Source organism: Streptomyces sp. P9(2023), from assembly GCF_032436795.1.
Lineage (GTDB): Bacteria > Actinomycetota > Actinomycetes > Streptomycetales > Streptomycetaceae > Streptomyces.
In genome coordinates this window covers 81,352-100,009 of the sequence record NZ_JAUPWM010000004.1, presented here as the reverse complement: position 1 = coordinate 100,009, position 18,658 = coordinate 81,352, and the positions used below count along the sequence as shown (strand labels likewise).

Sequence of the window (18,658 nt, the reverse complement as noted above, 5' to 3'; positions counted from 1 at the left end):
TCCCGGGGGTCAGCGCAGCGGTGGCCAGGGGCCGGCGAGCAGCCGCTCGGCCTCCGCGACGATCGCCGCGGCATGCTGCTCGCGTGCGCCGTCCCGGAGCGCCGCCCAGCCGTTGTACGCCTCGACCTTGTCGACAAGCGGCCGAAGCGACTCGGGCCGATCGAGGTGGCCCCAGCCTTCGTGCGTGATGATGTCGCCGCCGGGCCCGGGTGCCAGGCTGCCGTTCACGATCAGCCCGAGCCAGCATCGTACGAGCTCCCAACGGGCCGACTCGGCGGGGAGCCCCTCGGACAGTCCCTCGGACAGTCCCTCGGACAGCCCCTCGGACAGCCCCTCGGACAGTCCCTTGGACAGCCCCAGCTCGTCGACCACCCGCTCGAACAGGGCGTCGGCCTCCGCGTGTTCGGCTTGCGTGAGACCGGCGAGCAGCGGGAGCGACTCGGCTTCGACATCGAGCACCAGGGCCGAGAGCCCGGCTTCGATCAGCTGCTCGGGGCGGTGCCGGCGCCCGATCAGGCGCTCAAGCACCAGCATCCGGAGGCACTCGATCGCCTCGTCGGCTGTGATGGCGTACGGGGTGTAGGGCGTGGGCGCGGTGACGTCGATGCCCGGACCGCCTCCGACGAAGTACGACCAGAAGTCGACGGTCGAGCGGGCGGGGAGGCTGCTCGCCCGCCCGGTGAACTCGTGCCGTACGTAATCGGCGAGATCGTTCCCGTAGAAGATGATGTCGGTCTGGTGGACGGAGAGCACGGGGTGGCCGCACTCGCCCGCCGTACCCGGCAGATAGCGGTGGCCGTAGACGGGAACCAGCTGCGGCACGGAGGCCAGCGCGGCCTTGGCGACCCTCAGCGCGTCGGACATCTTGGACGGCCGGGGAGCCCAGTCGGGGTGCCAGAACCCGCTGTGCTCCACGTCGAAGAGCACGCCCTCGGCGGGCTGGGCGAGCCGCTCGGCCAGCCGCTCCGGGTCGCCGTTCCGCCAGTCGGGCCAGCTGCGGGATCCGAGCGGGAGGCCGGCGGACAGGAACACCCGGTGGTCCGCCGCGAAGACGAAGCCGAACCGGCGCTCGACCGCGTCGAGTTCACGCTCGCTGAGCCCCGGCCCGATCTCGGCCCCGAGCATCTTCTGAAGGTCCCTGGCGGCGTCGAGGGTGAGCGGCGGGGGCAACTGCGTGGTCATGCCGGCAGCTTAACGAGCGCGTCGGTCAGGGCTGCTCACCAGCGAGTTCGGCGTTGGCGCGGGCGGTGACGATCGACAGGACGCGCCCGGCGGTGGCCAGCTCCTCGGGGGTGAAGCCGGCGTAGACGCGGGCGGCGATGGCCGCGCCGTATCCGCTGGCCTGCTCCTGCAGGGCCCGGCCCCGGTCGGTCAGGCGGACGTCCGAGCCGTCGGCCGCTTCGAGCAGCCCGGCCGCGAGCAGTTCCGTGACCGGGGCGAGGGCCGCGGCCTCCTCGATCTTCAGGTTCTCCCGAAGGCGGCCGGCGATGCTCCCCCGGGCGGCGGAACCGCCTTGCGCCGCGACGAAGTTCAGTGACAGGGACTGCAGATGGGTGAGGCCCAACGGGGCGATTGCCCGCTCCATGACGGCCTTCGTGGCGTAGTGCGCCAGGCCGACGACCTGGCCGTTCACGCTGGGGGTGGTGGCGGTGGACATGGTCACAACTCCTTCGGAGAGGGATCGAGGGGTACGTCGAGCAGGGTCCGCAGTTCGTCGGCGAAGGCGGCGGTGCGGGGCCCGTCGAGGCCGCCGAGCGGGGCGAGCAGCCGGCTCAGGAGCTCCTGGACCAGGCCGATCGCCTCGGTGGTGATCGCGCTGCCCCGCGGGGTGAGCGCGAGCTGGACCGCGCGGCCGTCGTCGGGGTCCTTGGCGCGCTGGAGCAGGCCCGAACTCTCCAGCGTGCGGACGAGTTTGGACACGTAGAGGGATTCGAGTCCGGTGTGGTCGGCGAGCCGCCGCTGACTCGGCCGCTCGCCGTCGGCGGCCATGCCGTACAGGGAGGAGAGCAGCGAGTACTGGGCGTGCGTGAGCCCCAGCCCCCCAAGCTCCCGATCTACGGCGACCCGCCACTTCATCGACAACCGCCACACAAGAAATCCGGGCGTAGGCCCGGTCGGGTGGGCGGAGTCATGGGGGGCCGTCGGGCCTTCCGGTGCAGCGCTCATGGGAAGTACAGTACATGGCTACAGTAGCCATGGCTACTAAAGTCCGACGCCAACCCCGCGCTCCACGAACGGAGTTGGCGTGGCACCTGCGCTTGCGCCGCCGATGCCGCACACTCTCCAGGTGATCGTCCTACAGCCCGTAGACCTGCGCCACCGATGGCTTCGCGCTTTGGCCGGTGGCCGAGTCCGGGGCGTACGGCTTCCTTCCGCTGAGTGGTGCGCTCGGCGCTGCCGAGGTCGGCACGGCTGTCATGCGCATCGCCGAGTGCAACAGCGTCGATCTGGAGGGTGAGCCCCGCCGACCCCAGCGGCCTGCCGATCCGCTGGGGCACTTTCTGCACGGGCTCCTCACCCTGGACGAACTCTTCGCCCCGGGCGGCCTGCGGGTGACGGACACAACGACCGGCGTCGTCCTGTCGCCGGGCTGCTGCAACGGGCTGGACGAACGAGGCGATTGGCCTGAGGTCATCGACGGCGCCGGCTGGGCCTCCTTCGGACATGATCCGTCCCCGTTCGCCGAGCGCGTAGGCGACGTGGTGCGGCTGACCGTTGACGCCGAGCGGCAGGACAGCCCGGTGATCGAGCTGCCCCTCACCGATCTGCGTGGCCTGATCGCCGATGCGGAGCGTGACCTGATCGCCTTCCTCCGCCTGGCCGCCGAATGGGCAGCCCTGCACCTCTGTGACTACGCCGACCCTGTAGGCACAGCTCTCGCTCGCGCCCTCGACCTGCCCGCGCCTGCCCTGCCCGCGCCTGCCCTGCCCGCGCCTGCCCTGCCCGCGCCTGTTCTACCGCCGAGGCGGTAGAACAGGCGCGGCGACCCGCATCACGCGACGGCGGTACCCTCCAGTTCGACCAGCTGGCCGGGGAGCGCCAGGCGGGTCACCCCGAGCATCGTCATGGTCGGGGCCACCCCGGCGGCGCCCAGCCGGGCCGCCAGTGCGCCGTAGTGCTGGAAGAGCAGATCGACGTCGGTCGTGTAGACGTTGAGGCGGACGAGGTCCGCGAGGGACATGCCGGCCTCGCCGAGCACGGCCTCCACGTTGTCGATGCTCAGCGCCAGCTGCGCCGCCATGTCGCCGTCGTGCTGGGGCTTGCCGTCGTCGCCCATCGCGGTCTGGCCCGAGATGTACAGGGTCCGGGTGTGCCCGGAGACGAGTTCGCCCTGGTTGAAGCCCAACTCCGCCGACCACGTCACCGGGTTGATCGCCGTTCGTTCCATCGCCACGTCCGCTCCGTTCGATTCATGGGGAGTGCGTACGTGACCAGCCTCGCAACGAATCACGACACCCTTAGTCATGTATTTCGATAGAGTTTTGGCATGCGCGCCGACCGGTTGGTCTCACTCGTGCTGCTGCTGCGTCAGCGCGGCCGGCTGACCGCGGACACGCTCGCCCGCGAGCTGGAGGTATCCACCCGCACCGTGCTGCGCGACATCGAGGCGCTCTCCGCGGCCGGCGTCCCGGTCTACGCCGAACGCGGCCGGCACGGCGGGTTCGCGTTGGCGCCCGGGTTCCGGACCGAGCTCACCGGCCTGAACCACGACGAGGCCCTCGCCTTGCTGGCCGCCGGATCGGGGCGTGGTGAGCAGGTGTTCGGCCTCGGCTCGGCGCTCGCCTCGGCCATGCGGAAGGTGGTCGACGCGCTGCCCGAAAGCCACCGGGCCACCGCCGGCGACGCGGCCCAGCGATTTCTCGTCGACCCGGAGACCGACCTGCTCTCACGCCGGCTGGTCACCGAGGAGGTACCCGACACCACCATGGCCGTGGTCCGGCGGGCGGTGCTCGCCGGGCACCAACTGCGCATCCACTACGCGGCCACGGGCCAGGCGCCCCAGTGGCGCACCGTGGACCCGATCGGCCTCGTCACCGTACGAGACCGGGCCTACCTGCTGGCCACGCGATCCGGCGAGGACCGCACCTACCGGCTGTCGCGGGTGCTGGCCGCCGAGGAACTCCCCGAACCGGCACAGCGACCGAAGCGGGTCGATCTGGACCGGATCTGGCGGGAACGCTCCGCGCGCTTTCTCTCCGGCGGCGACCACATCACAGTGCTGGCACGCGTGAACCCGGCGCGGCGGGAGGAGCTACTGGACACCGCGCTGGCCGTCCGCGCGGAAGAACCCGACGCGGACGGCTGGCTGCGCCTGGAGCTCACCTTCCAGGACTCACGGCACGCCGAATGGGCGCTCTGGCAGCTCGGCACGGACGCGGAAGCCCTGACCCCGCGGTCGTTGCGTACCTCCCTACACCACCGCGCCACCGCGCTCGCCACCCGCTACGGAGACTCCTGACCACGACGAAGGGCCCGACCGGGGTTGCCGGGCGGGCCCTCGCGGTGCCGTCGGGGACGAAGGTCAGGCCTTCTTCGTCTCCCAGAAGATGCGGTCGCTCCATTGGGGTCCTTCGCCGAGTTGATTCTGACCTGGCCGTATGTCGCTGACCTGCATCTTCCCGGTGTAGGTATCTAGCAGTATCTAGCAGGAACTCGCAGCGTCGCGTAACAACGTTCCATGATCATCTCCCATGGAATCTCCCACCCCTCCCAGGCCTGCACAGCAAAAGACCGCCCACCTGCCGGGGGTGCTCGGCAGATGGGCGGCCGCTGAGGGGTGGGCGTCATGATCAAATAATGCGTCACTGCTGACGCTGACATGGGATCATGCAGCTCAGAGCGTTGTCGAGTGCACGAACAACCGGCCTGGGTCCACGACCGCCGACGCGCTCTCGGCCGCCGCATCCGCGACCTCCGCATACACGCGGGCCACACCCAGGAGGCTTTCGTGGAGATGACCGATATCGACCGGCGAACGTTCCAGCGCATCGAGGCCGGCGAGAGCGACCCGCGCTACGGCCACCTGCTCCGCATCGCCGACGCCTTGGGAGTGCCGCTCGCCGAGCTGGTGAGGTAGCCCCGGCCGGGGGACGGTCCGACCGGGGCGGACAGGGTGCGGCTACTGGCCGCAGGTGTTGCAGTTGTACATCTGCTGGCTGATGCAGTTGCCGTGGTCGTCGTAGACGTACACGGTCGACCGCGTGCCGGGGCACTGGCCGCCGTCGGGCAGCTGCCTACCGCACGGCGTGGCGTGATCCTGCTGGTGACCCATGAGCGAACTCCTGCTTCTGGGAAGGGGTGGGCTCCCAGACGCCCGTACAGCCGGTGCAGTACCAGCGCCACCGATCCGGCTGGGCCGGGATGATGCGGGTCGTGTCTTTCCAGAGCATCGGCCGCCCCGGGCATCGGGGGCATGACGGCGGCTTGGGCACCATGCGGGTCTCCTTCAGGTCGTGCATCAGCCTGGTGCTTCTGCCGGGTGTGCACTGTGCTGAACCGCCTCGACCACCCGTACGAGGGACGCACGGGGGCGGGGCGGCGATCAGGGGGTGACGACGCCGTGCGCGATCACGGCGAGGACGCCGAGGACGATCAGGCAGTACAGCGTCTGCCGCTGCCACTCGGTCAGCGCGACCACCCCTGGGGCCGGCCCGTGAGGTGGCAGGGGCAGTCGCAGCGAATCCTGAGGGCCGTGTCCCCGGACGGGGTGACGACATAGCCGGGGCGGCACAGGCCGCAGGCCTTCAACTGGCACTCCGGGGTCAGGACCCGGGGATTCGTGGGCGCGGTCACTGAGCGCTCCCTCGGTGGCGAGGGCAGGCGCAGGGCGCCCACACCAGGACGTTGTCCTTCAACCGCTCCGGGTCACCTGACGGCACCGTCACGGGTTCCCCAACAGGCTGCCGTTCCTCGGTACCGGGTGATGCCCGGTAGACCTTGATCGTCATCATGTAATGCTCTTTCCGACCCGACTCGGATAGGGACATCACCAGCGTGGCAACGCATTCCGCCGGACGCGATACGCACCTGTTATCACCCGGCGTATCGTCGCAACATGAGTGGTCGGGAACCCTGGGCAGACCCGGGCCTACGTGCGGCTTGGGCGCAGCAGGACTGGGCGGCGATCCTGCGCGAGTACCGGCGGGCAGCCGGACTATCGCAGCGTGGCCTGGAGGCACAGATCGGCGTGGCCCAGCCCTACATCGCTGCTATCGAGAAGGGCCGCCGCCGGGTGACCACACCTGAGCTGAAGGCCCGCATTGCCGAAGGGCTGCATGTGCCACCAGAGTTGACCGGTGCCGCCAAGCACACCCACGACGGATGGACGCCGCCGGCCGAGCTGCAAGAGCGGATCGCCCACGGACACACCGTGGGGCGTACTGACCTGCGCACTGCTGACTGGATCGGCGAGGTTCTGGCCCGGCATCGACGGGCTGAAGATGAGGTCGGCGGTCAGAGCTTGTGGCCGGTCGTCCAGTCCCAGCTCGATGCTGTGACACGACTCCTGCCCAACACGTCCGGCGAAGCTGCCGACCGGCTGCTGTTGCTGGCCGCCGAGCACGCGCACTGGCTGTCGTGGGTCGCCTGGGCAGAGCGGCAATCCGGGCCCGCGCTCTCCTGGCTCGGCCTCGCGCACGGCTGGGCCATCGACGGCGGCCACGCCGATATGGCGTCATGGGTGCTGCGGGTCCGGTCGTACTACACGCTCCAGGGAGGCGACCCCGTACGCGCGCTACGGACTGCCGAGGCAGCTCGGGCCGGCAGCCTGTCTCCGGGAGCTGCGTCAGCTGCCGCGCACCAGACGGCCTTGGCGGCGGCAGCCCTTGGGGAGCGCACGCGGGCGCGGCGTCTTGCGGATGAGGCGCTCGCCCTGGCGCTCGAAGTCCCCGACGAGGAGGACCGGCCGGGCTGGCTGTACTGGCTCGATGGGACACGGGCGCGCCTCGATGCGGCGGCGGTGGCGTACGCGTGCCGGGACTGGGCGGCGGCGGCCGAGGGGATCCGCGCTGCACTGCCCGGCCTGGAGAAGGGGTACCCGCGGGACTACGCCCACTACGCGGCCCAGCTCGCGGACGCGGAACGGCGAGCCTAGGCCTCGGTGGCGATTTCCACCTTCGTGATGATCGGGTGCTCGCCGACGGCGAGCTTCGGACCGAGCGCAGCCCCGAGCTCCTGATAGCTGGGCAGGTACCGCCGCATCTCACCCGCGATGACCCCGGCCTCTTCCGGGTCGGACGCCTCGACCAGGTCGATGCGCGTCTCCAGGTCGGCCGGCTCGTAGTCTTCGGGGCCGACGCCCTCGGGGAGGACTCGGTAGGTGATGCGGTACGTGGTCGCCATGGCCGGGATCGTAGCCGGGGCCACTGACAGCGGCGCCCCCGAGGGTCGGGCCTCGGGGGCGGCTCGGGCCAGCGTAGCGGGCCCGGGGCGTCTCGACCCCAGACATGACGAAACCGCCCCCTCCCGCCCGAAGGCGAGAGGGGGCGTCGTGCTGCGGGGGCCGGACTCGAACCGGCGTCTGAGCCAGGTATGAACCGGCTGCTCTGTGCCTGTTGAGCTACCCCGCAGCAGCTCGTGTCGTCTGGGACAGGGGGCGTGGTTCAGGGGTAGATGCGTCGGGCCGGGTCGAGCGCCGCCTCCGTCGCACGCTTCACCGGGCCCGGCGCGGGCGCCTGGTCGCGGCGGCAGACCAGTGCATCCGGATCACCAGGCGGCGGCTGCAGCGAGTACCCGGTGGGGCAGGTCTGTCCGTTGGTGCCGTCGGCTCCGTCCCGGCCGTCGGACCCATCCCGCCCCGGCGCCCCCGGCTCGCCCGGCGGACCCGCCGGACCCGCGGGACCCGTCGGCCCGGGCGGACCCGTCGGGCCCGCGGCGCCGGTCGCCCCGACACCGTCCGTACCGGCGGCACCGGGACTCCCCGACGGACCAGGCGACCCAGTCGGGCCCGGGCTCCCCGGGACACCCGCCGGCCCCGACGGGCCGGGCTCACCCTGCGGGCCGGGCGGGCCCTCGATGCTCTGCCCCGGCTGGCCGCGTGACCCGGGCGGGCCCGCGACCGGCGAGGCGCCGAGGCGTTCCACCTGCGCGGCCAGCTGGTCGCGGGCGTCGTTCGCAGCACGGAGATCGCGCGCCATGCCCTGCATCGTGAGGATCACGAACACGAACCCCGCCAGCATCGTGGCCGCCGTCAGCCAGAACGCCAGATCCCCCCGCCGCCGAGGGCCAGTCGTGGTGCTTGTATGTCGCCTCACGCTCCGGCCCCCCGGGCTTGGATGTACACGGTGAGGAGCAGCAGAAGCACCGGCGCGATCAGCGCGCTGAACAGGAGACGCCGGTCGGCTGCCCGCCGGTCGATGGCCCGCTGGTCGTCCTGCTGCTTCTTCTCCTTCTCCTGCTCACGGGCGTTCTCGATGGACGTGACCCGCTCGGCCAACAGGCGTTCGGCTTGCTCGCGGGCCAGCTGCTCCAGCTGGTACCGCTCCATCGAGACCTTGCCGTCGAGCCTGGAGCCCAGCTCCCGGAAGTCCTCCTTCAAGTCCTGGCGGACATCTTCGAGGCGACGCATCACCTCGCCGAGAGTCGGGTCAGTCGTCACGCCCTACTCCGATCAGACGTGCGTGTTCTTGGTGACCCAGCCGACGGTGGTCTTGTCACCGATCAGCGTGCCGACCGCGGCCTTCAGCACGGACAGGCCGGCGGGAATCGCAGCGATCGCGGCGGCCTTCACAGCGGACAGGCTGGTGAGGTCGAAGCCGTCGGCAAGGAGCAGGCCGAGGAACGCGACCGCGTACGTACCAGCGACGCGCTCGACGGTGTCGAGGACGAGACGAGACATGGAGGTTCTCCGATCAGGGGGTGATGGTGAAGCCGCGCTTCGTCGCCAGCTTCTTGAGGGACTCGGGGCCGGGAATGCCGTCGGCGTCCGCGCCCTTGTAGCCGCACTTCCGCTGCCACGCCGCGTACGCCCGCACGGTGGCGGTGCCGTAGTGGCCGTCCGCGACATCGCGGGCGAGCAGCCCCTCGGCAACGAGCGCGCTCTCGACCGTCTTCGTGCCGTAGTACGACACCGGCGTACCGCGCTTCGGCGGGTCAGCCTTCGCCGCGGCAACCAGCTTCGACAGGTCCACGGACGGCTTCGGGCCGGGCGTCGGCTTCGGCTCCGCAGCGGTCGCCGGCCGAGGGGCGCCCCGCTGCACCCAGTCGTACAGCGCGTCCCCGGGGCACGAGGTGGGGTGCCCGTCCTTGTGGCCGCCTACCCAGGAGCCTGCGCGGCCGTTGGCGCGGAGCTCCTCGATCGCGTCACGGAGGCCGTGGAGCATGGCCTCGGTGGGCTTCGTCAGCCCGGACGAGCCGAGCAGCGCACAGACCGCGTAGTCCTGGGTGTTGAGTGCGGCAGTGCCGTTGGCGCCGGTCCGCTTATGGGCGCCTCGGCCCTCGAATACGTCGCCGTGCTCGCAGACGAGGAAGTTGTACGCGATGTCGACGTAGTTCTCCGTCTTGTTCGCCAGGTGCGAGGCGCGGATCTGGCGGACGTATGCGGCGCACTCGGCGTGCGGGCGCGAGGAGTACGCGGTGCCCAGGTAGTGGACCTTCACGCCGCGCGTGGAGCCGATGTAGCTGGCGGGGCTGGTGGCGGGCGCGCCCCACTGGGAGCGCCGGATGATGGCCATGAGGGCCTCCAGACATGACGAAAGCCCCAGCCAACAGGCGTGGGGCGCACGGAAGTAGGACGGGTCAGACGGGGTTGTCGATGTACATGCCGTTCAGCAGGATCGCGTTTGTACTGGCCCCGGCGGCCGTCGGGACGCCGACGCGCAGCTGGCCGCTGGTCTGCAAGGTGCAGCGGACCGAGTAGAACGCGCTGGCCGCGCCAACGAGCGGCCAGCCCTTTTCAAACGCGGGCCTGTAGCCGGTGTTGAAGGTGAACGCGAGGGTGTCGGTGTTGACGGCCAGCGCGGCCACCTGGATCCGGCCCTCGTACTCCCAGCGCTCCTCCCCCATGATCCGGACCTTCCGCATTCGGGGGGCGTCCGAGCCCGACGCGGTGAAGTTCGTGGCGAAAGAGCCGATCGAAGCGAAGGGCGTCCACTCCATCACCTCCTCGACCAGCCGAGTGTTCAGCTTTCCGGCGGTGACGGTCTCGCCCGCCAGGAAGGGCGTGTAGACCATGGTTCCTCCTCTACAGGGCGACGATCATGGGCTGGGCCAGGCGGACAGCCGTCCCCGCCGAGTGGGCCTTGACGATGCCGTTGACGGAGCGGGTCACCGTCATCAGCTGCGGAGTGCTCGCCAGGTTGTCCATCGAGACCGTGACGGGCAGGACGTTGGACAGCGAGGCGCCCGCCTGCGTCCGCAACCCCACGGATCCGGCAGCCGTGAATGCGGAGTCCGTGGCGGTCGCCTGCGGGGCCGGCGGCGGCGTGCCGCTCGCGAGCCAGATGCTGGCCGACAGGGCGTCGCCGGTCACCGTGAACCGCAGCCGGTACAGCGTGGCCGCGACGTACGTGAGCCCGGTCGCGAAGGTCGCAAGCTGGGTGTCGACACCCGCGACGGTCTTGCGGATGGACAGCGTCATTGCGCCGCCCGCAGCGATCTGCACGCGGGCGTTGTAGAAGTTCGAGCTGTCGACCCGGCGCGCCATCGACTGGATGAACACGTTGTCGCCGGTGGGGACCACGGAAAGTGCGAAGTCGAACGTCACGTCGACGTCCGGGGAGACGATCGCAATGGTCGTGGCCCGGGGGGCGTTGAGCGTCGTGATCGAGTGCTGCCCCACGGTCCCGTTGACGCTGAAGTTGGCGGCGGTGCCGCCGGCCGTGGCCCACGCCTGCCCGGAGTCGGCCGTCCCCCACCCGTTGGAGACGCTCCGCGTGAACGCGTCCTGCGCCACGCCCGTGACCGCGGTGACTGTGGCCTCCTCTCCGCCGAACTGCATGTCGAACGGCATCTCCGCCGGGTCCTGGATCCATTTGGGGCCCGCGGTCGCCGTCACCGGCAGCAGCGTGGCCGTGTCCGTAACAGCTGCGATCAGCTCCGAGCCGTCCGTGTCGCCCCGACCGAGTACCGGGTCATCGAGGACGCCGACCGTCCACGGGCCCGCCGGGGAGCAGATGAGGGCGACGTCCCAGCGGTGGGGCTGCATGTCGTCGTCGATGCGCTGCACGATCAGGTCGACCGGGCCGGGAGGCATCGTCGAGGGTGTGTCCTCGATCCGGATGCGGTCACCGACCTGGAGCGCGGTCACCGCCGGAATGAGGTCCGGCCGGTGGTGGAGCATGATCCGCACCGTTGGGTAGCGGGCCTCATCCCACGTGGCAATGTGCAGGCGCCACCCGGCGACTTGGAGCGGCTGGTCGTCGGCGTACAGATTGAGGGTGACGGCCTCGTCGTACAGGCCGACCTCGTCGACGGAGAGCGGCCCGGTCTCCAGTACGGCGCGCCCGGATGAGCCGTTCTCGCGGCTGACCGTGATGTCGTTGCGCAGACGCGTGTCGTCCTCCGTCGGCGCGAACGGGGGCGCCACATCCCCGCCCGCGTAGTCGAGGACGAGCGCAGGGGTCTGGTTCTCCATGCTCTGCCGGTCCCGGTACACCAGGGCCAGTCGCGCGGAGTCCTCGTAGAGGATGCCGCCGTCGGCGTCTGCCGCCTCCTGGAGCAAGTCCAACAGCTTCTTCTGACGCTGAGGGCCCAGTTGCGTGGAAGGGCGGCCCGGGTCCCCTTCGTAGATGCTCGCGGACACCGTGTGGGCTTCCTCGGAGGCCAGCCGAGCTACGCGCTCTGTGGCGGTGTCTCCGTTGAAGCCGTCATCTGCGCCGTTGTACGGCGCAGCTGGATCGTCTCCGTCGTCGAATGCGAACACCGAGACGTGCCCGACCTTCAGGTCTGGCAGGGTGCCGAAGGGCGTGTTGATCTGGGTGATGATTCCGGGCTCGGCGGAGGTGGTGGTGCTGAATTCACCGGCGACACCGCCGACGTTGTACCAGGTGACGGTCCAGTCGAGGACGTTGAAGCTGGCAGGGAAGACCCGCAGTTGAAGGCGGTTCCAGCCCTGGAAGAGGTCCGCTCCGATGCCGATTGCCTGGTTGACCAGTGCAGTGTTCTCGAAGTCGATGGCCTGCACCGTTGCCACACCGCTGCGCATGAGGATGCGCCACCGCTTCAGTGACCCGTCGGTGCGCCAGGAGAAGACCTCTTGGTCCGACCCGGGCGCGGACGACATGTTGTAGATCATCTCGACCATCCAGCCGGTGCCCGACGTCTGGCGGGGCACGGTGCCGCGCATCGTGCCGCCTGAGGCGACCGCGGGCAGTGGACCGGATCCGGCGAGGCTGTCGTCCTGGCCGAAGGTGAAGCCCGTGACGGTCATCGGGGCGACGCCGTCGATGGGCGAGTACGCCTGGGTGGCCTCCTCGGCCTCTTCGAGGGGCCAGTACGCCAGCGGGCTGTAGGAGGGGATCCGGCGCCGCAGCGTCGATGCGAGCTCCTTCCTGCCCTGCCCCAGACGTCCCAGAAGTCCAGCGGTCTGGATCGGGGCGCGGACGTCGTGGCCGCTGGTGTGCCAATGCGACGGCCAGTGGGGCACCGCGTGGACAACCCGGGTACGGCGGTCGGTGATCGTGGCGCCGTTGTCGATGGTCCACGCACGGCCGGCGGAATCGGTGAAGCTGGTGGCGCCGGCCGCTTGCTGATCGAACCGGGGGCTGGCCACGACCGTGCCGCCGATGCCGCTGCGGACCTCGACGGCGTGGATACGGCGGCCGACGTTGGCGAAGAAGACGGTGGTGATGTCGCCGATCTCCAGCGCCGCGGTGGAACTGAAGAGCGAGGTCGTTCCGGCGGTGGTCACGAGCTGGTCGAACTGCGTCCACGTGCCGTCGATGGTGGCGGCGGTGTACATGGTGATCGTGTAGCCGCCGGCGCCGTTGTCGACGTCGACGGTGACACGCAGGGCGGCACGCTTTCCGGGGCCGAACGGCAGACGCAGGGTGGAGCGCCGTTCTGTGATGGTGCTTCCGTTGGTGGACCAGGTGAAGAGGGCTTCGCCTTCGCCCGTGATCATGAATCGCCAAGAGCGCTGATTGCCGGTGGTCAGGTACTTGCCGAACAGCTCGTAGCCGCCGTGCGATCCGCCCCACTCCTCCGGAGTGATGTCGATCCGGACGTCGATGTCGCCTGTGATATCCAGCGACGCGTGGTCAGGGGTCGTTGCGCGGCCTGCCACGCCCTGAGGCACGTCGAGCACGGTTTCCCCAGCCACTGTGGAGATCCGGATCGGGGTGTTACGCGGCAACTTCTCGTAGTACTGGCTGTTCGGGTTCCGGTTGGAGTACAGGCCGCCCGGTGACAACAGGGTGAGGCTGCCGGCCCCCGGGTCGACGACACGCCCCTCGTCCGAGCGGCCACGGGACAGTTTGATCCCGTCGCTCTTGACGACGTGGTGGGTGACGTCGGTCCATGTGCCGTCGATCTGGAGCTCGACGCGCGCGTCGGGGACCGGCATGGCGCCTCCTTGTCAGTACTGCCCGAAGGCGAGTTGGACGTCGCCGCGGCCGTCGCGCTGGACGATGCCGCGGATCAGTTCCCGCATCTCCCGCGGGCCGGACAGTTCGATGACCACGCGCTGGGGCCCGCCCGCGCCCGCGTAGCCGCCGCCGGTCGGGCCGCCCATGGTCATGCCGGGCAGACTCGTGGTGATGCCCTGCAACTGGCGCTGAAGGGCAGGCACCTGATCGGAGATGCCGCGCTGGAAACCCCCGATGACCAGCCGTCCGGCGGGCCGCAACAGGCGGGCGTCGACGTCGGCCGGGCCCTTCCAGTCCGGGATCATGTTGGTGATCCCGGAGAACTCGGCCCGCAGGCTGCTGATCATCGACTTCACGCCGTTGATCAGGCCCTGGAGGATGCGGCGCCCGGCGCCGTACAGCAGGTTCCCCTGGTCGCTGAACGACTTCCTGATTCGGCCCGGGATCCCGCGGAACCAGTTGATGGTGTCGTTGGCTGCCTTCGATACCGAGCGGCCCAGGTTGGTGGCCATCTCTGTGGCGCGGCGGGATGCCCAGTCTCGGAGCTGGCTGAGGGCCTGGGAGGAGCGGTCCCGCATCCGCGTGATGCTGTTGGCGAAGTCCGTCGCCAAGTTGCGGCCCAACGTCTTCACGTGCTCCAGGGCGCCGGAAAAATCTCCGGAGAGCAGAGCGCCCAACGCCTTCACGGCGGGGATGACGTAGCGGGTGATGAAGTCGGCGAGCGCGGTGAGGGCCCCGGCCGTGAGCTTCGTCATCAGGGCGATGATCGGGCCGATGTAGGGCATCAGGTCTTCGAGGAGCGCGGTGCCCATTTCGATGATCTTCACGACCAGCGGAGCGGCCTCCACAAGGAGGTCGGCGAAGGCGAGCGCGAGGTCCGTCAGGCTCGGCGTCAGGCCGACCAGTACCTCGGTCAGGAGCGGGAAGATCCTGTTGGCCATGTCGACGAACGGCGGCAGGAGCTTGGGCAGCACCTGCGTGGCCAAAGTGTTCAGGATCGGCAGGAGTACGGCGCCAGCCGTCTGGGCGAGCTGCGCCAGGAAAGGGGCCGCCGCCTTGACGACCTCGCCGAACGATGCGAACAGCGGGACCAGCGCGGGGAGGATCGAGGCGACCAGGTCGGCGGCCAGGTCGACGAACGGGAGCGCGGCCTCGACGATCAGCCCGACGACCTTGGCCAGTTCGACGAGTACCGGGCCCAACGCATCCGCGATCTTCAGCAGCCCGGCGCCGAGGTGCCTCACGAGCTCCTCGACCGGCGGCCCGAGGACCTCGAAGACGCGGCCGAGGGTCTTCAGCAGCGACACGAGGATCGGGCCGACCGACTTCCCGATCTGCGCCATCACACCGAAGATCGCCTTCAAGCCGCCCAGGGCCTCCGGGGAAGCGAAGGCATCGGCGATCTGGCCGGTCAGCTCCTTCAGCATGCCGATCAGCCCGCCGCCGGACACCTGCGCGGCGGAGAAGACGGAGCCGATGATGTAGACGACGTTCCCCGCGATCTCGGCCAGATCCCCCAGGAGGGACACAGCCCGCTCGATCGCGGCCTGCATGCGGCCGTCGGCGAACGCGTCCGCCATCCGCGTGCTGAGCTGCTCGAACGCGCCGCCAGCCGCAGCGGTCAGCTTGGCGAACGAGGGCCCCGCGGCGGCCGCAACTTGAGTCAGCCCCTGCACGAGAACTCCGGGCACGTGGGCCAGGTTGTTCAAGCCCCTGTTCGCCCCGGAGATCGCCTGCCCCAGCGCCCCGGACCTGGACAGTCCGATGGCCACGTTGCCGATGTTCTTGGCCACCAGGTTCAACGTGCCAGCGGTGACCCTGAGCCCGTTCTTGAGGATGGGCAGGGTGGTCTTGCCCATCTCCTTGAGGATCTTGTCCAGGCCCTTGAACATGCGTTCCTGGACCATCTGCTGAATCTCACGGAACTCAGGCGCGAGAGCCTTGACCTGGAGCGCGAACGCCCGCGCGCTGGGCGACAGCTTCTTCAGCGCCTCGTTGAACTCCTCAGCCTTCGAAGGGTCCAGAGCCGCCGAGACCGCGTCGCCGACGCCCACCATGCCGAGCTGCAGCGTCTTCGTGGCCAGCTGGACCGCGAACAGGCCGCTCGCTGCCAGCCCGGCCGCCGGGGCGATGCTGCCGACAGCCGAAGCCAGACCGGCCGCCAGCGGCACAGCCGCGCCGAGCTTGGCCGCGATCCCGCCGATGGACGTGGCCAGCCCGCCGAGCTTCCCCACCATCCCGCCGAGGCCACCCAGGCTGAGGCCGAAGCGCCGACCCTCGTCGGTGCCCGTGCGCAGCCCAGCCGCGATCAGCTCGCCAGTCGACACGAACCGGCCGTCGAGCCGCCGCAGGCGGCCCTCAACGTCTCGCTGAAAACCCCGCATCCGCAGGTCGGCGTCCGACAGGCCGCGGCGCATGCCCGAGTCGTCCGCGTCGATGAGAGCAGTGAGTTCGCCGACGGTCAGCCCAGCCATGCGGCCCCCTCTCGGGTCAGGTGCGCCGCAGTGCGGCGCGGATCAGGTCGGGGTCGTCGACGATCGATAGCTCGTCCCCCGCCACGCGCCGGAACGCGGCCTCCGGCGAGAGGCCCCCGAGGAGGGCGTGGAAGCGGCGGCGGGTCAGGCGCGCGATCTCGTGCGGGCCGAGCTGGTACTCGCGCTGGAAGTCGGCTTCGATCGCCCACCAGTGCTCGCGGACCGCGGCTTCGAGGCGGCTCGGCGGGCGGCTCGGTTCGGGGCTTTTCCCTCGTCAGCCTCCGCCGCTACGACGGTGTCGTACGCCTCGCGGAACGACACCTTCGTGCCGGTGGCATGGGCCATGCCCCAGGCGATGACGGTCTTGAACTCCATCAGGCCCATGCCTGCGTCGATCCACTGGTCGAGGACGGTGTCGCCGAAGAGCAGGGCGACCATCTCCCGGATGGCCTCCTCGGAGCTGTCGGATTCCAGGTCCTTGAGGCGCATCTCCATGGCGAGCGGGACGTCCGTGGGGATGGGGACCTCAACGCCACGGATGACCTCGGTGCCAGCGCCCTGGACCTCAGCCCAGAACGCATCCCACGACTCGGCCTTGCGGGCGGTCACGCCTTGGCCGCCGTCGTCGCTGAGCCGGAGCGAGTGAACACAGCGCTCCACGACACTTTGTCGTTGTTGCCGCCGCCCTCGTCGCCGAGCTGAACGGTGGCCTGCCAGACCTCCCAGGTGCTGTCTCCGGGGGCGGCGAAGCGGAAGCCGCACAGAGAGTCGTTGCCCTTGCGCTCGGACTGGAGCTCGGCGAGCGACATGGCCGGGTCGAGCGCCCCGGTCGACGGGTCCTTGAGGCGGAAGCCCTCCAGGGTGAGGGACTTGCCGATCTGCATGTTCTGCGTCTCGGCGTCGCCGTCGGAGCCGAACGTCGTCGTGTCGGTCGCTTCGTACTCGCGGCTCTTGGAGAACGTGTTGATGCCGCCCTCGCCGCTGCCTCCCTCGGCCGTGCGGAACGCCGTCCAGGTGCCGGGGTTGAGCTTGTCTTCGATCTCAAACTCGCAATCGCGAGCGTTGTACTTCTCGGCGGCCATGTCTCCTCCAGGGCATGACGAAGAGCCCCCGGCCGGAACGGCTGCGGGCTCGAAGGTGGTGGGGTCAGACTCGGTGCGTCGTGGGGTTGCGGATCTCCATGCGGAAGTTCGCCACGTGCTCGTGCCGGCGGCTCTCGTCGACACCGATGGACGCCGGGGCGCCCTGGATGCAGACCGACAGGATCAGCTCCGTGCCGTCGGGCAGGGTCACGGAGCCAAGGCCGTGGAGCTCGGACCGGATGCGAGCGCACCGGCGGCGGGAGACCCGAGGGTCGGTGGTTCCCCGTACGCGGAGCTGCACGCGGGGCTCGTCGTACGGGAGCAGGCTGTCGGGCTCTACCCGGTCGTCGTAGATGGTGAGGGCAACCGCCTCGTCCGGGCTGGACGGCATGTCCTCCAGGAAGCAGTCTTCGCCTTCGCCGCCACCGCTGGTGTACGTGACGAGGCCCCGCTCCGCGAGGAAGCGGGCGAGGCCGTCGAGGAGTTCGGGCTCGTCATCCACGGAACCACCGCCTGATGTCGACCGCCATGAGCTGGAGGACGGTCTCCCGCTCGCGGTTCATGGGGATTTCCAAGTACTTCGCCGACCGGCCCGGGAGATGCTTCCAGGTCAGCTCCTCGTGCTGCCTGCGGGCGTAGACGGTGTCGTAGGTGATCGCGCCGTTCAGGCCGTCCCGGACGACCCGGCCCGAGCGTTCAAGGGTGCCCTCGTCGAGCGGGACCAGCTTGTTCGCCTCGAACAGCACATGCTCCAGGCCCCGCTGAAGTCCCTCGCCCGCGAGCCTGCGCCCGCGCGACGTCCACAGCCGCTGGGCGTTCCCCGGACGGAACCGCGTGTACTGGCTCACAGCAGTTGCACCTCCACATGATCCGGGGTCGGCATCCCGCCGCCGTCCCGGTCCAGCCGGGCAATCACGGTGGTCTTCCGGCCGTCGGGCAGGGTGACGCGGGACTCCGCCGGGCAGACGAGCCCGGGTCGGGCGTAGAACGTCGACGAGGAGGTCACCTCGCGGCCGGTCTTGTCCCGCACGGTCCGCGACTGCTGGTCGAGGAAGCAGGCCACGGCCACTGCGGGGCCGTACCGGGGCCCGATCGAGCTGGACCCCAGGTACGGCTCCACGGTCACCTCGCGGCCGAACAGCAGGCCAGGAAGGACCGTCAGCACGAGACCACCAGCCCCAGCACGAAGAGATCCCGAGTGAGGTCCGGGGAACGGAGAGCGTCCCAGACCGCCGGGGCGATCTGCCGGCCCGGCGCCTGGTCCCCAGTGGAGACGGTGTCGCTGCGCCGCAGCTTCGCCGTCCCGATCTCGACCTCACTCCAGCCGACCGCAGCCGCGCCGGTAACGTCGCCCACCTCGATGCCCCACTGCACCTGCGCGCAGCAGGCGTCAGCGAACGCGGCGAGCACCAACTCGTTGGTCGGCATCCCGGTGTCGTCGACCTCGTACCAGCACAGCCGGAACACCGCCGCGTCCAGGAACTGGGAGGCACGGCGCAGGCGGATCGTGATGTCCGCCGGCGCCGTGTCCCCGGTGTACGTCTCGTACTGGGGGCTGGTCGCGTAGACCCTGGCCACG

General features: G+C 70.1%; 23 protein-coding genes and 1 tRNA gene. 4 read left to right on the top strand and 20 right to left on the bottom strand.

What is annotated here, in order from left to right; genetic code table 11:
• Positions 1–9 precede the first annotated feature (9 nt).
• From Q5762_RS07575 to Q5762_RS07565, 3 genes are read right to left on the bottom strand one after another with little or no spacing between them, the layout of a single operon-like run.
• Positions 10–1,182: a hypothetical protein gene (locus Q5762_RS07575; protein ID WP_315891216.1), complete on the bottom strand. Its 1,173-nt coding sequence runs from the start codon at positions 1,180–1,182 to the stop codon at positions 10–12.
• A 25-nt stretch (positions 1,183–1,207) separates the two neighbouring features.
• Complete coding sequence (locus tag Q5762_RS07570) at positions 1,208–1,657, bottom strand: MarR family transcriptional regulator (RefSeq protein WP_315891215.1); 450 nt, start codon at positions 1,655–1,657, stop codon at positions 1,208–1,210.
• Between the two features lie 2 nt (positions 1,658–1,659).
• The gene (locus Q5762_RS07565) at positions 1,660–2,166 is read right to left on the bottom strand and encodes a MarR family transcriptional regulator (protein ID WP_315891214.1); all 507 of its coding nucleotides are present in this window, start codon (positions 2,164–2,166) and stop codon (positions 1,660–1,662) included.
• A gap of 176 nt (positions 2,167–2,342) precedes the next feature.
• On the opposite strand from Q5762_RS07565, the gene Q5762_RS07560 reads away from it, so the two are divergent.
• Entirely contained in the window at positions 2,343–2,972 is a 630-nt protein-coding gene (locus Q5762_RS07560) for a hypothetical protein (RefSeq protein WP_315891213.1), read from the top strand.
• A 20-nt stretch (positions 2,973–2,992) separates the two neighbouring features.
• Here Q5762_RS07560 and Q5762_RS07555 read toward each other — a convergent pair whose 3' ends face one another.
• Complete coding sequence (locus tag Q5762_RS07555) at positions 2,993–3,388, bottom strand: RidA family protein (protein WP_315891503.1); 396 nt, start codon at positions 3,386–3,388, stop codon at positions 2,993–2,995.
• A gap of 99 nt (positions 3,389–3,487) precedes the next feature.
• On the opposite strand from Q5762_RS07555, the gene Q5762_RS07550 reads away from it, so the two are divergent.
• Both Q5762_RS07550 and Q5762_RS07545 read left to right on the top strand, forming a co-directional pair.
• The gene (locus Q5762_RS07550) at positions 3,488–4,459 is read left to right on the top strand and encodes a WYL domain-containing protein (protein WP_315891212.1); all 972 of its coding nucleotides are present in this window, start codon (positions 3,488–3,490) and stop codon (positions 4,457–4,459) included.
• Positions 4,460–4,819: 360 nt separating this feature from the next.
• Positions 4,820–5,077, top strand: a complete 258-nt coding sequence (locus tag Q5762_RS07545; RefSeq protein ID WP_315891211.1) for a helix-turn-helix transcriptional regulator — start codon at positions 4,820–4,822, stop codon at positions 5,075–5,077.
• A 42-nt stretch (positions 5,078–5,119) separates the two neighbouring features.
• Here Q5762_RS07545 and Q5762_RS07540 read toward each other — a convergent pair whose 3' ends face one another.
• Positions 5,120–5,272, bottom strand: a complete 153-nt coding sequence (locus Q5762_RS07540; protein ID WP_315891210.1) for a hypothetical protein — start codon at positions 5,270–5,272, stop codon at positions 5,120–5,122.
• A gap of 783 nt (positions 5,273–6,055) precedes the next feature.
• Between Q5762_RS07540 and Q5762_RS07535 the strand changes: the two genes are divergently transcribed.
• Positions 6,056–7,093 carry a helix-turn-helix transcriptional regulator gene (locus Q5762_RS07535; RefSeq protein WP_315891209.1) on the top strand — a complete coding sequence of 346 codons (1,038 nt, stop codon included), beginning with the start codon at positions 6,056–6,058 and terminating at the stop codon, positions 7,091–7,093.
• Here the strand turns inward: Q5762_RS07535 and Q5762_RS07530 are convergent.
• The 15 genes from Q5762_RS07530 to Q5762_RS07460 form a co-directional block, all read right to left on the bottom strand.
• Positions 7,090–7,341, bottom strand: coding sequence for a hypothetical protein (locus Q5762_RS07530; protein WP_315891208.1), 252 nt, complete (start codon positions 7,339–7,341; stop codon positions 7,090–7,092). The genes Q5762_RS07535 and Q5762_RS07530 overlap by 4 nt on opposite strands.
• Before the next feature lie 151 nt (positions 7,342–7,492).
• Positions 7,493–7,568, bottom strand: a tRNA-Met gene (locus Q5762_RS07525).
• 33 nt (positions 7,569–7,601) lie between these two features.
• Positions 7,602–8,135 carry a collagen-like protein gene (locus Q5762_RS07520; protein ID WP_315891207.1) on the bottom strand — a complete coding sequence of 178 codons (534 nt, stop codon included), beginning with the start codon at positions 8,133–8,135 and terminating at the stop codon, positions 7,602–7,604.
• A 113-nt stretch (positions 8,136–8,248) separates the two neighbouring features.
• The gene (locus tag Q5762_RS07515; RefSeq protein WP_315891206.1) at positions 8,249–8,596 is read right to left on the bottom strand and encodes a hypothetical protein; all 348 of its coding nucleotides are present in this window, start codon (positions 8,594–8,596) and stop codon (positions 8,249–8,251) included.
• Between the two features lie 12 nt (positions 8,597–8,608).
• On the bottom strand, positions 8,609–8,836 hold the full coding sequence (locus tag Q5762_RS07510) for a holin (protein WP_315891205.1): 228 nt from the start codon (positions 8,834–8,836) through the stop codon (positions 8,609–8,611).
• 13 nt (positions 8,837–8,849) lie between these two features.
• Positions 8,850–9,671 (bottom strand): N-acetylmuramoyl-L-alanine amidase, encoded by an 822-nt coding sequence (locus Q5762_RS07505; RefSeq protein WP_315891204.1) that lies wholly within the window; start codon positions 9,669–9,671, stop codon positions 8,850–8,852.
• A gap of 64 nt (positions 9,672–9,735) precedes the next feature.
• Complete coding sequence (locus tag Q5762_RS07500; RefSeq protein ID WP_315891203.1) at positions 9,736–10,170, bottom strand: hypothetical protein; 435 nt, start codon at positions 10,168–10,170, stop codon at positions 9,736–9,738.
• A 10-nt stretch (positions 10,171–10,180) separates the two neighbouring features.
• Entirely contained in the window at positions 10,181–13,501 is a 3,321-nt protein-coding gene (locus tag Q5762_RS07495; RefSeq protein WP_315891202.1) for a hypothetical protein, read from the bottom strand.
• 12 nt (positions 13,502–13,513) lie between these two features.
• Positions 13,514–15,997 carry a hypothetical protein gene (locus Q5762_RS07490; protein WP_315891201.1) on the bottom strand — a complete coding sequence of 828 codons (2,484 nt, stop codon included), beginning with the start codon at positions 15,995–15,997 and terminating at the stop codon, positions 13,514–13,516.
• A gap of 144 nt (positions 15,998–16,141) precedes the next feature.
• Positions 16,142–16,606, bottom strand: coding sequence for a hypothetical protein (locus Q5762_RS07485; RefSeq protein ID WP_315891200.1), 465 nt, complete (start codon positions 16,604–16,606; stop codon positions 16,142–16,144).
• The gene (locus Q5762_RS07480) at positions 16,603–17,079 is read right to left on the bottom strand and encodes a phage tail tube protein (RefSeq protein ID WP_315891199.1); all 477 of its coding nucleotides are present in this window, start codon (positions 17,077–17,079) and stop codon (positions 16,603–16,605) included. The genes Q5762_RS07485 and Q5762_RS07480 overlap by 4 nt, the downstream gene beginning before the upstream one ends.
• Before the next feature lie 64 nt (positions 17,080–17,143).
• Complete coding sequence (locus Q5762_RS07475) at positions 17,144–17,581, bottom strand: minor capsid protein (protein WP_315891198.1); 438 nt, start codon at positions 17,579–17,581, stop codon at positions 17,144–17,146.
• Positions 17,574–17,927, bottom strand: a complete 354-nt coding sequence (locus Q5762_RS07470; protein WP_315891197.1) for a minor capsid protein — start codon at positions 17,925–17,927, stop codon at positions 17,574–17,576. The genes Q5762_RS07475 and Q5762_RS07470 overlap by 8 nt, the downstream gene beginning before the upstream one ends.
• Positions 17,924–18,244 carry a hypothetical protein gene (locus Q5762_RS07465; RefSeq protein WP_315891196.1) on the bottom strand — a complete coding sequence of 107 codons (321 nt, stop codon included), beginning with the start codon at positions 18,242–18,244 and terminating at the stop codon, positions 17,924–17,926. Before Q5762_RS07465 ends, Q5762_RS07470 begins: the two co-directional genes overlap by 4 nt.
• A complete protein-coding gene (locus Q5762_RS07460) occupies positions 18,238–18,657 on the bottom strand; it encodes a hypothetical protein (protein WP_315891195.1) in 420 nt (139 codons plus the stop codon). The genes Q5762_RS07465 and Q5762_RS07460 overlap by 7 nt, the downstream gene beginning before the upstream one ends.
• Between the last annotated feature and the right edge of the window lies 1 nt (position 18,658).